The sequence below is a fragment of the Sphingobium amiense genome (genome assembly GCF_003967075.1).
Taxonomy (GTDB): domain Bacteria; phylum Pseudomonadota; class Alphaproteobacteria; order Sphingomonadales; family Sphingomonadaceae; genus Sphingobium; species Sphingobium amiense.
This window is the reverse complement of record NZ_AP018664.1, coordinates 2,130,846-2,142,663: the sequence shown is the minus strand read 5'-3', so window position 1 is coordinate 2,142,663 and position 11,818 is coordinate 2,130,846. Positions and strand designations below refer to the sequence as shown.

At 66.5% G+C, this 11,818-nt stretch carries 10 protein-coding genes; 2 read left to right on the top strand and 8 right to left on the bottom strand.

Going from position 1 to position 11,818, the window contains the following annotated elements:
- Positions 1-32: 32 nt before the first annotated feature.
- The 6 genes from SAMIE_RS10310 to SAMIE_RS10285 all read right to left on the bottom strand — a co-directional run bounded on the left by SAMIE_RS10310 (position 33) and on the right by SAMIE_RS10285 (position 6,658).
- The gene (locus tag SAMIE_RS10310) at positions 33-287 is read right to left on the bottom strand and encodes an ATP synthase F1 subunit epsilon (protein WP_066703399.1); all 255 of its coding nucleotides are present in this window, start codon (positions 285-287) and stop codon (positions 33-35) included.
- Positions 288-406: 119 nt separating this feature from the next.
- A complete protein-coding gene (gene atpD / locus SAMIE_RS10305) occupies positions 407-1,852 on the bottom strand; it encodes a F0F1 ATP synthase subunit beta (protein ID WP_066701368.1) in 1,446 nt (481 codons plus the stop codon).
- A gap of 21 nt (positions 1,853-1,873) precedes the next feature.
- Complete coding sequence (locus SAMIE_RS10300; protein ID WP_066701369.1) at positions 1,874-2,758, bottom strand: F0F1 ATP synthase subunit gamma; 885 nt, start codon at positions 2,756-2,758, stop codon at positions 1,874-1,876.
- A 54-nt stretch (positions 2,759-2,812) separates the two neighbouring features.
- On the bottom strand, positions 2,813-4,342 hold the full coding sequence (gene atpA, locus SAMIE_RS10295; RefSeq protein WP_066701370.1) for a F0F1 ATP synthase subunit alpha: 1,530 nt from the start codon (positions 4,340-4,342) through the stop codon (positions 2,813-2,815).
- A gap of 12 nt (positions 4,343-4,354) precedes the next feature.
- Complete coding sequence (locus SAMIE_RS10290) at positions 4,355-4,909, bottom strand: F0F1 ATP synthase subunit delta (protein WP_066701371.1); 555 nt, start codon at positions 4,907-4,909, stop codon at positions 4,355-4,357.
- Between the two features lie 201 nt (positions 4,910-5,110).
- Positions 5,111-6,658 (bottom strand): S1C family serine protease, encoded by a 1,548-nt coding sequence (locus SAMIE_RS10285; protein ID WP_066701372.1) that lies wholly within the window; start codon positions 6,656-6,658, stop codon positions 5,111-5,113.
- 116 nt (positions 6,659-6,774) lie between these two features.
- On the opposite strand from SAMIE_RS10285, the gene ada reads away from it, so the two are divergent.
- Entirely contained in the window at positions 6,775-7,839 is a 1,065-nt protein-coding gene (gene ada, locus SAMIE_RS10280; protein ID WP_066701373.1) for a bifunctional DNA-binding transcriptional regulator/O6-methylguanine-DNA methyltransferase Ada, read from the top strand.
- 82 nt (positions 7,840-7,921) lie between these two features.
- The gene (gene bchE, locus SAMIE_RS10275) at positions 7,922-9,454 is read left to right on the top strand and encodes a magnesium-protoporphyrin IX monomethyl ester anaerobic oxidative cyclase (RefSeq protein ID WP_066701374.1); all 1,533 of its coding nucleotides are present in this window, start codon (positions 7,922-7,924) and stop codon (positions 9,452-9,454) included.
- Here the strand turns inward: bchE and SAMIE_RS10270 are convergent.
- Both SAMIE_RS10270 and SAMIE_RS10265 read right to left on the bottom strand, forming a co-directional pair.
- Positions 9,441-9,611 (bottom strand): DUF1289 domain-containing protein, encoded by a 171-nt coding sequence (locus tag SAMIE_RS10270; protein ID WP_066701375.1) that lies wholly within the window; start codon positions 9,609-9,611, stop codon positions 9,441-9,443. The two genes, bchE and SAMIE_RS10270, sit on opposite strands and share 14 nt — an antisense overlap.
- Positions 9,611-11,779, bottom strand: a complete 2,169-nt coding sequence (locus SAMIE_RS10265) for a primosomal protein N' (RefSeq protein WP_066701376.1) — start codon at positions 11,777-11,779, stop codon at positions 9,611-9,613. The genes SAMIE_RS10270 and SAMIE_RS10265 overlap by 1 nt, the downstream gene beginning before the upstream one ends.
- Between the last annotated feature and the right edge of the window lie 39 nt (positions 11,780-11,818).

Here is an 11,818-nt window from a genome sequence, read left to right as displayed (position 1 = left end):
GATCGTCGGCAAGGCCGCGGTCCAAAGCCGGATCAGCCCGCCTTTTCGGCGAGGACCGTCAGACCCTTCTCATTCACCTCGGCAAAGCCGCCTTCGACCGGAATGATTTCCGGCGAAGCGCCCGCGCTGGCGTAGATCTGGATCGCGCCGTCGCGGATCGTCGACATGAAGGGCGCATGGCCTTCCAGCACGCCGAAGTCACCCTCGGTGCCGGGCACGACCACCTGATACACCTCGTCGGAACGAACGAGCTTTTCCGGAGTCACGAGTTCGAAATGCAGTGCCATTTTCTCTGTCTCCCCCCTCCCGCTTGCGGGAGGGGTCGGGGGAGGGTGTTCAGGAAGGCCGTCCCCAGACAGACCCTCCCCTATAACCCCTCCCGCAAGCGGGAGGGGAATGGTTCATCCTACGCCGCTTCCGCAGCCAGCTTCTTGGCCTTTTCGACCGCCTCGTCGATGCCGCCGACCATGTAGAAGGCGTTTTCGGGCAGGTGGTCATATTCGCCCTCGACCACCGCCTTGAACGAGCGGACGGTGTCCTCGATCTGGACGAACTTGCCGCTGATGCCGGTGAAAACTTCGGCGACGTGGAAGGGCTGCGACAGGAACTTCTGGATCTTGCGCGCGCGGGCGACGGTCAGCTTGTCCTCTTCGGACAGCTCGTCCATGCCCAGAATGGCGATGATGTCCTGCAGCGACTTGTACTTCTGGAGGATCGCCTGCACCGCGCGGGCGGTTTCGTAGTGCTCCTGACCCACGACGCGCGGCTCGAGAACGCGGCTGGTCGAATCGAGCGGATCGACCGCCGGATAGATGCCGAGTTCGGAGATGGCGCGGTTGAGAACCGTGGTCGCGTCAAGGTGCGCGAACGACGTTGCAGGCGCCGGGTCGGTCAGGTCGTCCGCGGGAACGTAGACGGCCTGCACCGAGGTGATAGACCCCTTGTTGGTGGAGGTGATGCGTTCCTGCAGCGCGCCCATGTCGGTCGACAGCGTCGGCTGATAGCCCACCGCCGAAGGAATACGGCCGAGCAGCGCCGACACCTCAGCGCCCGCCTGCGTGAAGCGGAAGATGTTGTCGACGAAGAACAGAACGTCCTGATTTTCGACGTCGCGGAAATATTCGGCGATGGTCAGGCCCGAGAGCGCGACGCGCGCGCGCGCGCCCGGCGGCTCGTTCATCTGACCGTAGACCAGCGCGACCTTGGAGCCTTCGCTGATCGCGTTGCCGTCCGCGTCCTTGGCGATGACGCCCGCGTCGAGGAATTCGTGATAGAGGTCGTTGCCCTCGCGCGTCCGCTCACCCACGCCCGCGAACACCGAAGTGCCGCCATGGCCCTTCGCGATGTTGTTGATGAGTTCCTGGATGAGCACGGTCTTGCCCACGCCCGCGCCGCCGAACAGGCCGATCTTGCCGCCCTTCGCATAGGGGGCGAGCAGGTCGATGACCTTGATGCCGGTGACGAGGATAGACGCGTCGGTCGACTGGTCGACGAACTCAGGAGCCTTCGCGTGGATCGGCGACTTGAGGTCGGTCGCGACCGGGCCGCGCTCGTCGATCGGCTCGCCGACCACGTTCAGGATGCGGCCGAGCGTCGCGGGGCCGACCGGAACGCTGATCTGCGATCCGGTGTCGGTCACTTCCTGACCGCGGGTCAGACCGTCGGTCGAGTCCATCGCGATGGTGCGGACGGTGTTCTCGCCGAGATGCTGGGCGACTTCCAGCACGAGGCGCTGGCCGTTGTTGCTGGTTTCCAGCGCCGAAAGGATCGACGGGAGCGCATCAGGGAAGGTCACGTCGACGACGGCGCCGATGACCTGCGAAATGCGGCCTACATTATTGGTGGTTGCCATGACTGATGTCCTTGCCTGCACTTAGAGGGCTTCGGCGCCCGAGATGATTTCGACCAGTTCGGTGGTGATCGCGGCCTGGCGGCTGCGGTTATACTGGATGTTGAGCTTGTTGATGAGGTCGCCGGCGTTGCGGGTCGCATTGTCCATCGCGGTCATCGACGCGCCCTGTTCCGACGCATTGTTTTCCAGCAATGCCTTGAAAAGCTGGATCGACACGTTGCGCGGCAGCAGGTCGTCGAGGATCGCTTCCTCGCTCGGTTCATATTCGACTGTGGCGGGGATGGCGTTGCGGTCCGCGTCCGCCGGGATCTTCACCGGGATGATCTGCTGCTCGGTCGGGATCTGCGCCAGCGCCGACTTGAAGCGCGAGTAGAAGAGGTGCGCGACGTCGAACTTGCCGTCGAGGAACATCTGCGAGAGTTCCTGCGCGATCTCCTGCGCCTGTGCGAAGCCGGGTTCCTTGGTGCCGGTCGTGTCGAACTGGTGCACGATCTTGCCGGGATAGGTGCGGTTGATGACCGGACGGCCCTTGCGGCCGACCAGGTAGAAGAGCACCTTCTTGCCGTCCAGCTCCAGCGCCCGCGCCTTGGCCAGCGCGGCCTTGACGATATTGGCGTTGAACGCGCCCGCAAGGCCACGGTCGGAGTTGGCGACGACGAGCAGGTGCACATCGTCCTTGCCGGTGCCAGCGAGCAGCGGCGAAGCGCCTTCGCCAGATCCGCCCGCAATCTTGGTCGCAAGGCTGGCGACCACGGCTTCCAGACGCTCGCTATAGGGGCGCGCGGCTTCGGCGGCGGCCTGCGCCTTGCGCAGCTTCGCGGCGGCGACCATCTGCTTCGCCTTGGTGATCTTCTGCGTGGACTTCACCGGGTCACGGCGAAGTTTCAGTTCCTTGAGGCTGGGCATGTTGCACCCTTCATGGCGCCGCCCCGGACGAACCGGCGCGGCGCATAACGTCGATTAAGCGAAAGTCTTGCCGAACGCGTCGAGCGCGGCCTTGAGCTTGGCCTTCGCGTCGTCGCCCAGATCCTTGCTGTCGCGGATCGCGGTCAGCACTTCGGGGTGATCGTGGCGCAGATAGGCCAGCATCAGTTCCTCGTAGCGATTGACGTCCTTGACCGGGATCGCGTCGAGATAGCCGTTGGTGCCAGCGAAAATCGACGCGGTCTGCTCCTCGAAGGGGAGGGGCGAAAACTGCGCCTGCTTGAGCAGTTCAGTGAGGCGCGCACCGCGATTGAGCAGCTTCTGCGTCGAAGCGTCGAGGTCCGAGCCGAACTGGGCGAAGGCCGCCATTTCGCGATACTGCGCCAGCTCCAGCTTGATCGAGCCGGACACCTTCTTCATCGCCTTGGTCTGCGCGGCGGAGCCGACGCGCGACACCGAAAGGCCGACGTTAATGGCCGGACGGATGCCCTGATAGAAGAGGTTGGTTTCGAGGAAGATCTGGCCGTCGGTGATCGAAATCACGTTGGTCGGAATATAGGCCGACACGTCGCCCGCCTGCGTCTCGATGATCGGCAGCGCCGTCAGCGAGCCGGCGCCGTTGGCGTCGTTCATCTTCGCCGCGCGCTCCAGCAGGCGGCTGTGCAGATAGAAGACGTCGCCGGGATAGGCTTCGCGGCCCGGCGGGCGGCGCAGCAGCAGCGACATCTGGCGATAGGCGACCGCCTGCTTGGAAAGGTCGTCATAGACGATCACGGCGTGCATGCCGTTGTCGCGGAAAAATTCGCCCATGGTGACGCCGGTATAGGGCGCGAGATACTGGAGCGGGGCGGGTTCCGAAGCGGTCGCGGCGACGACGATGGAATATTCCATCGCGCCATTTTCCTCGAGCTGCTTGACGATCTGCGCGACGGTCGAGCGCTTCTGACCCACGGCGACGTAGATGCAGTAGAGCTTCTTGCTCTCATCGTCGCCCGCGTTGATGCCCTTCTGGTTGATGAAGGTGTCGATGGCGACGGCGGTCTTGCCGGTCTGGCGGTCGCCGATGATGAGTTCGCGCTGGCCGCGGCCCACAGGGACGAGGGCGTCGATGGCCTTGAGGCCGGTCTGCACGGGTTCGTGCACCGACTTGCGGGGGATGATCCCCGGCGCCTTGACTTCCACGCGCTTGCGCTCGGTGTACTGGATCGGCCCCTTGCCGTCGATCGGGTTGCCAAGGCCGTCCACGACGCGGCCCAGCAGACCCTTGCCCACGGGCACGTCGACGATGGTGCCGGTGCGCTTGACCGTGTCGCCTTCCTTGATCTCGGCGTCCGATCCGAAGATCACGACGCCGACATTGTCGGCTTCGAGGTTCAGCGCCATGCCCTGCACGCCATTGGCGAAGGCGACCATTTCACCGGCCTGCACATTGTCGAGGCCATGGACGCGGGCGATGCCGTCGCCCACCGTCAGCACGGAGCCGACTTCGCTGACCTGTGCTTCGGTGCCGAAATTGGCGATCTGGTCCTTGATGACCTTCGAAATTTCTGCGGCGTTGATGTCCATGATTGTAAGCCTTCAGCCTTTCATCGCCATGGCGAGGGTGTTCAGTCGGGTGCGGATAGAGCTGTCGATCATCTGGCTGCCAATCTTGACGACCAGCCCGCCCAGGATCGCGGGGTCGACCTTCGCGTCGATGGCGACGTCGCGGCCGACGCGGGTGCGCAGGTTGCGGGCCAGCGCCGCGACCTGATCGGCGTCGAGCGGGTGCGCGCTCGTCACTTCGGCGCGGGCCTCGCCCTTGTGATTCGACAGCAGCGTTTCATAGGCGCGGATGACGGCGGGAAGCTGCGCAAGGCGGCGGTTCTGCGCCAGCACGCCCAGAAATTTCGTGGTGAGCGGGTCGATGCCCATGGAGGATGCGACCGCGCCGATCGTCTTGCCTGCTGCATCGCGGCTGAGGACCGGACTGTTGATAAGCCCCTTGAAATCCGCCGATTGCGCGACGGCGGCCTTCAAAGCGGCGAGGCTGCCCGCCACCGTGTCGAGCGCGTTCGAGTCGCGCGCCAGATCGAACAGCGCCACCGCGTAGCGGCCGCTGAGACTGGCCTGAATACCGCCGCTCATCTCCACGCTTCTACCGTCCTCCGTTTGACGCACCGGCCTGTCGTTCATGCCAGTCATGCAAAAAGAGGGCGCGGGCTAATCCCGTCCCGTGCCCCTGTGCGGGCCGGTTAGCAGCGACATTGTGACTATGCAAGTCGCGTGACATGATTCGGCCATAAGTGCCGGAACCGGCTTATTTGCATGAGTATTTCCGCCGTCGCCGCGCCGTCAGGGCGCCGGATCGACAGGCGCCAGCCGGCCCTTCTGGCAATGATAGACGATCCGCTCGTTGGGCTGCGCGGGCAGCAGCGCGGCGACATCGCTGCGCAGCCCGGCGATGCGGGTGAGCAGGTCTGAGTCGCCGCCGCATCCGGCGAACCCCTTGTCCTTCGTCAGCGCGCGAACCTTGTCCATCGTGTCGAGGTCGGGCAGCCAGCGTTCGATGCGCAGCGTGCCGGTTGCCGGGTCGAACTGGCTGGCGGTCACATAATTGCCCTCGTCGGGGATGGCGGTGCGCTGCCATGCCGATCCGCTGGCGACATATTGCATATTGCCGTCGACGCAGCCGCCTTCGGTCCAGTTGAAGCCGACATCGTTGGGCTGCGACACCGTGAGGCGGCTGCGATTGAGGTCGACCCTGCACACATTGTCGCCGGCCCACGCATAGGCGCCGTTGCTGGTGACGCCCCTGTCTTCCGGCAGCTTCACCCGCTCGTCGATGCCCGAAAAGCTGGGGCGCAGCAGGAACAGGCCGAGGGCGCCCAGCATCGCCACGCCGCCGCCCGCCAGGAACCAGACCGCCTGCTTCTCCTTGCCCTGCGTGTAGAACAGCCCGCCCGCGCCCATGCCCAGCACCGCGAGCGCCAGCAGCACGGCCGCCCCCGCCATCACATTTTCGCGCGCGGTGATGATGTCCTGCGCCGCGTCCTCCCGCGCCTTCGTCAGCGCGGCGTCGCGCGCCTCGGCGCTCGCCCGGTCCTTCTGTTCGCTGGCCTGCGCTTCCCGCTGGGTCAGCGCCGCTTCGGCGGCGTCGGCCTCCGCCATCGACCGGCACGGAACCACCGTGTGCAGCGACGCCACCCCCGCCTGCCGCAGGAAGGACGCGACCTCGCGCCACGACACGGCAAAGCCGAACTCGGCGTCATTGCCGTCCGACACCGACCCGAAGCTGTTGACCCCCAGCACCCGCCCGCAATCGTCCACCAGCGGCCCGCCGCTGTTCCCCGCGGCGAGCGGGGCGGTATGGAGCAGGGTGTCGAAGCTGCGGCTCGCCCGGCCTGCCGAAATGTTGCCGCTCGTCTTCACCGTCGCCAGCGGCTCGACCAGTTGCTTGAGACCGAGGCCTTGCGCCCGGTCCACCGTGCCGGGATAGCCGATGGCGGTGACATGCTGGCCGTCCGCGACGGCTCCCGCGAAAAATGTGCTGACGGGCAGGCGGCCCTGCTCCAGCTGGATGAGGGCCAGGTCGTTGCCCGGCGAATAGGCGATGATCCGCCCGCCATAGGTCTTAGTGCCCTCCGACGGGATGACCCCGATGACGAGGTTCTTTTCCTCGCGCGCCAGCTCGACGACATGAGCGTTGGTCAGGATCTTGTCCGGCGCGACCGCAAAGCCGCTGCCATGTCCCACGAAATAGGCTTCCGACCCGTCCGTCGCGACCAGCGCCACGCGCACCACCCCGCGCGCGGCGGCGGCGATGTCCTGACTTTCGGCCCGCGCGGCGGCGGGAGCGAGCAGGGCGAGGATCAGGGCGAGGCGGCGCAGGACAGGAAGCATCGTCGCGCATTCATATGCGAAGCGGTGTCCCGCGCAATCGGGAAAAGACGATACGCGCCGCTTTGAACGCAAGGCGCGGGAAGCATGGCGCGCGCGGGCGCATTATAGCATAGGCTATGAACCAGATGACCGCTCTTGCGCCCCCTTCGCCCCTGCCGCCTGACGACGACGCCTGCTGGGACGCCTTCCTGCGCCGCGACCGCGCTTTCGACGGGCGCTTCGTGGGCTGCGTGACGAGCACGGGCATCTACTGCAAGCCCAGTTGCGCCGCCCGCCATCCCCGGCGTGAGAATATGCGTTTCCTGCCCGATGGCGCGGCGGCGCGGGCGGCGGGATACCGCGCCTGCCTGCGCTGCCGCCCCGATGAGCTGGGGCGCGACCGGCTGGCGGTGGAGCGCGCCGTCGCCCTCATCGAAGCGGCGGAGGAGATGCCCTCGCTGGAGGCGCTGGCGGCGCAGGTCGGCTATGCCCCGCATCATTTCCACCGCCTGTTCAGCCGCGCCACCGGCGCGACGCCCGCCGCCTATGCGCGCGCCTTGCGGGCCGGACGGCTCAAGGCGGCGCTGGAAAAGGAGAATAATGTGACCGACGCGATCTACGCCGCAGGCTATGCAGCGCCCAGCCGCGCCTATGCCGACGCACGGGCGCATCTGGGCATGACGCCTAGCGCATGGAAGGAAGGCGGGCGCGGCGTCACGATCCGGTGGAAGGTGGCGGACAGCAGCCTCGGCCCGATGCTGGTCGCCGCAACGGACAAAGGCCTCTGCCGCATCAGCTTCGGCGAGGGCGAGGCGGACCTGCGCGCCGCCTTCCCGCAGGCCGACCTGCGCCCCGCCGACGCCGCCCTCGACAGGCTGGCTGGCGCAATCACGGCGCTGGTCGATGATCCCGCCGCAGCGCCCGACCTGCCGCTCGATGTCGGCGGCACCGCCTTTCAGCAGGCCGTGTGGGCGGCCCTGCGCGCAATTCCCGCCGGCGAGACGCGCAGCTATGCGCAGCTCGCGGCCGCCGTCGGCCGCCCCGCCGCCGTCCGCGCGGCGGGCACCGCCTGCGGCGACAACCGCCTCGCCGTCCTCATCCCCTGCCACCGCATCCTGCGCAGCGACGGCGGCCTCGGCGGCTACGCCTGGGGACTGGAGCGCAAGCGTGCGCTGCTGGATCGGGAGAAAGAGGAAAGCTGAAGGAACGACATCCAAAATTCTCCTGTTTTCATCCCTTTAACACTGTGCTGGGATAGAGACGCGAGAAAGGAAAGGGTGTCGATTGCGAATCTTGCTGGTCAATGTGCCTCATCCCGCCATCGGCAGTCGGATACCAAAGGAGCAGTTGCCGCCGCTGGGGCTGCTTTATGTAGGCGGCTCTTTGATAGACAGCGGACATGACGTGGCATTGCTCGATGGCGAACATGGTCCAGTGCCGTTGCCGGACCTGATTGACGAGATCGTTCGCCGGGCGCCCGATGCAGTTCTCTTCGGCCACTCCGGATCGTCTTCGGCGCAGCCTATCATCAGCGCGGTAGCCGCGCAGGTAGCGCAGGTTCTTCCTCGAACCTTCATCCTCTACGGCGGCGTGCATCCGACCTATTTCTGGCGCGAAATCCTTGCTGCGGAACCGTATGTTCACGCCATCGTGCGCGGCGAAGGAGAGGAAACGGTGCGCCGGCTGATGGCGGCCCTCGAGGCGGGCGCAGCGCTCGACGACATTGCCGGTATCGCGTTCCGCCGGGACGGAGAGATCGTCGGCACCTCGCCCGCGCCGGTCATCACGAACCTCGATGCCTACCGGATTGGCTGGGAACTCATCGACCATAGCCGCTACAGCTATTGGGGCGGCAAGCGCGCCGTAGTGATCCAGTTTTCGCGCGGCTGCCCGCATCTCTGTAACTATTGTGGTCAGCGCGGCTTCTGGACGCGATGGCGACACCGTGATCCTGTTTTGCTGGCGGGCGAGATCGCGCGGCTCCATCGCGAACAGGGCGTGCAGGTCTTCAATTTCGCCGACGAAAACCCCAGCGCGGGCCGCAAGCCCTGGAAGGCGTTTCTCGAAGCGCTGATCGCGGAGGACATAGATGTGACGCTGGTCGGATCGACACGCGCCGATGATATCGTGCGCGATGCCGACATCCTGCATCTCTACAAGAAAGCCGGATTTGAGCGGTTCCTGTTGGGCATGGAGAATACCGATGAAGCGACGCTTGCGCTGATCCGCAAGGGCGGAGCGGTCGCGACCGACCGGGAGGCGATCCGGCTGCTGCGGGAGCATGACATATTGTCGATGGTCACATGGGTGGCGGGTTTCGATGACCAGACCGACCCCGATCTGTTGCGCGGGTTGCGCCAGCTCGTCGCCTACGACGCCGACCAGATTCAGGCGCTTTACGTGACGCCGCATCGCTGGACCCCCTATTACCGGATCGCAGCCGACAAGACCGTGGTGCAGTCCGACCTGACGCGATGGGATTACAAGCATCAGGTGCTCGGCATGCGCACGATGCCGCGCTGGCGGCTGTTCCTTTGGGTCAAGGCGATAGAGGCGGTCGCGCAGCTTCGCCCGCGCGCCCTGCGGCGATGGATATGGCACCGCGATCCCAAATTGCGGCATGCGATCCGATGGTATTATCGCATGGGCCGCCGCGTGTGGGTGCATGAAATGCTGTCCTTTTTCTTCCGTGACCGTCCGGACCGCTCTGGCGGCACCGTCGCGCAGTTTCTGGGCGCACCGCAGGATCATGAGGAAGAAGCATCCACGGTGTCCCGTCGCCGCAGGGCGCAGTCCGCCTCAGTCAGCGCGGCCTGAAACCCCGCACCCGCGCCATGATCGCCGTGCGTTCGGCGTCGGTCATGCCGCTCCAGCGCGCGATTTCGTCCATCGTGCGGCCGCAGCCGGTGCAGGTCTGCCGCGCCGCGTCGAGCGCACAGAGGTCGCGGCAGGGGCTGGGAACGGGGCTTCCCATCACATGAAGCTGTAGGGATCGACGTCCACCGCCACCCGCGTGCCCGATTTCCAGGCGATATTGCCCAGCCATTCCCGGATCGCGCCCTGCACGTCGACCTGTCGGCTGGCGTGGATCAGCAGCCTATGCCGGTGCCGCCCCCGCAGCACCGCCAGCGGAGCAGGGGCGGGGCCGTAGACCCGCATCCCCTCGATCGCCGGCGCGGACTTGCCGATCAGGCGCGCGGTCTGCGCGGCCTCGTCCGCATCCTCGCTCGACACGATGATCGCGGCGAACCGGCCGAAGGGCGGGGCGTTCGCGCGTCGCCTGTTCTCCGTCTCGACCTCGTAGAATCTCTCGGTATCCCCGTCGATCAGCGCCTTGATGACCTCGCTCTCGGGCATCCGCGTCTGGATGAAGACGCGGCCCGGCTTCTGCCCCCGCCCGGCGCGCCCCGCCACCTGCACGATCTGCTGGAATGTGCGCTCCGCCGCGCGCAGGTCGCCGCCCTCCAGCCCCAGATCGGCGTCGATCACGCCCACCAGCGTCAGGTTCGGGAAATGATAGCCCTTGGTGACGAGCTGCGTGCCGACGATGATGTCGATATCGCCCGCTTCCACCGACTTCACGAAATCCGCGACTTTTGCCGGCGACCAGAGCGTATCGGAGGTGACGATGGCGGTGCGCGCGTCGGGCCACAGCGCCTTCACCTCGTCCGCGATCCGCTCGACGCCGGGGCCGCAGGCCACCAGCGAATCCTCCTCCTTGCATTCCGGGCAATGGCGGGGCGCTGGCGTCACATGCCCGCAATGATGGCAGGCGAGCCGGTGGGTCAGCCGATGCTCGACCATCCACGCTGTGCAATTGGGGCACTGGAAGCGATAGCCGCAATGGCGGCACAAGGTCAGCGGCGCATAGCCGCGCCGGTTAAGGAAGAGGAGGCTCTGTTCCCCCTTCGCCCGCGTCTCGTCGATGGCCTTGACCAGTTCGGGCGCGATCCAGCGGCCCCGCTCGGGCGGGTCGGTCAGCAGGTTGATGCCGTGAATGTCCGGCATCTCCGCCCCGCCATAGCGCGACGGCAGCCTGATCTCCGCATAGCGGCCCAGCTCCACCTGATGCCGCGTCTCGATGGCGGGGGTGGCGGACGCGAGGATGACGGGGAATTTCTCGATCAGGCCGCGCATCACCGCCACGTCGCGCGCGTGATAGTGAACGCCATCCTCCTGCTTGAAGCTCGCCTCATGCGCCTCGTCCACGACGATGAGGCCGAGCTTCGGATAGGGCAGGAACAGCGCCGAGCGCGCGCCTACCATCACCTGCGCCTGCCCGCTCGCGATGGCGCGCCACGCCCGCCGCCGCTCGCTCTGCCGAAGGCCGCTGTGCCAGTTGACGGGAATCGTGCCGAAACGCTTCTCGAACCGTTCGAGGAAAGGCTCCGTCAGCGCGATCTCGGGCAGCAGCACCAGCACCTGCCGCCCCGCGCGGATCGCCGCTGCAATCGCCTCGAAATAGACTTCCGTCTTGCCCGACCCGGTGACGCCGTCGAGCAGGAAGGGCGCGAAGTCCCCGCTCCGCACCGCATCTGCCATCTGCCCCGCCGCCGCCGCCTGCGCCTCCGACAGGGCGGGCGGCGCATGGTCCGGATCGGGCGTGGGAAAGGGCGTATCCACGCTCACCTCCACCGCCTCGAAGATGTCCTGCCTGACGAGGCCGCGGATCACCGCGTCGCTCACTCCGCCGATCATCGCCAGCTCACGGATCAGCCCCTGCCGCTCGCCGATCCGCTCCAGCGCCTGCGCCCGCTGCTCGGTCATGCGCTCGGGCACCGCGCCGGTCGCCTTATACTCGATGACCGTCCGCGCGCCCTCCAGCGCGGACATGGACGAAAGCGCCATCCGCAGCACGGCGGCGGGCGGCGAGAGATAATAGTCCGCCGTCCATTCGATCAGCCGCCGCAGCGGTTCCGGAATCGGCGGCGCGTCCACCACCTCCAGCAGGTTGCGCAGCCGGTTGTCGCCCACCGTCTCGACCTGCGGGAAGCTGTTCTCCTCCCACACCACGCCGATCAACTGGCGCGGACCCAGCGGCGCGACGACGATGCTGCCCGGCTCCACGCGCATCCCGTGGGGCACGCGATAGTCGAGGGGACCGAGGGCAGCGTTCAGCAGGAGGACACGGGCGCGGGACATTTCCGCCCCATGTAGGACAGGACAGGCGGGAGACGCTAT

Excerpts from the sequence above, each read along its gene's own strand:
- SAMIE_RS10310 (WP_066703399.1), bottom strand. The coding sequence starts at position 287 with ATGGCACTGCATTTCGAACTCGTGACTCCGGAAAAGCTCGTTCGTTCC.
- atpD (WP_066701368.1), bottom strand. The coding sequence starts at position 1,852 with ATGGCAACCACCAATAATGTAGGCCGCATTTCGCAGGTCATCGGCGCC.
- SAMIE_RS10300 (WP_066701369.1), bottom strand. The coding sequence starts at position 2,758 with ATGCCCAGCCTCAAGGAACTGAAACTTCGCCGTGACCCGGTGAAGTCC.
- atpA (WP_066701370.1), bottom strand. The coding sequence starts at position 4,342 with ATGGACATCAACGCCGCAGAAATTTCGAAGGTCATCAAGGACCAGATC.
- SAMIE_RS10285 (WP_066701372.1), bottom strand. The coding sequence starts at position 6,658 with ATGCTTCCTGTCCTGCGCCGCCTCGCCCTGATCCTCGCCCTGCTCGCT.
- ada (WP_066701373.1), top strand. The coding sequence starts at position 6,775 with ATGAACCAGATGACCGCTCTTGCGCCCCCTTCGCCCCTGCCGCCTGAC.
- SAMIE_RS10270 (WP_066701375.1), bottom strand. The coding sequence starts at position 9,611 with ATGGGAAGCCCCGTTCCCAGCCCCTGCCGCGACCTCTGTGCGCTCGAC.
- SAMIE_RS10265 (WP_066701376.1), bottom strand. The coding sequence starts at position 11,779 with ATGTCCCGCGCCCGTGTCCTCCTGCTGAACGCTGCCCTCGGTCCCCTC.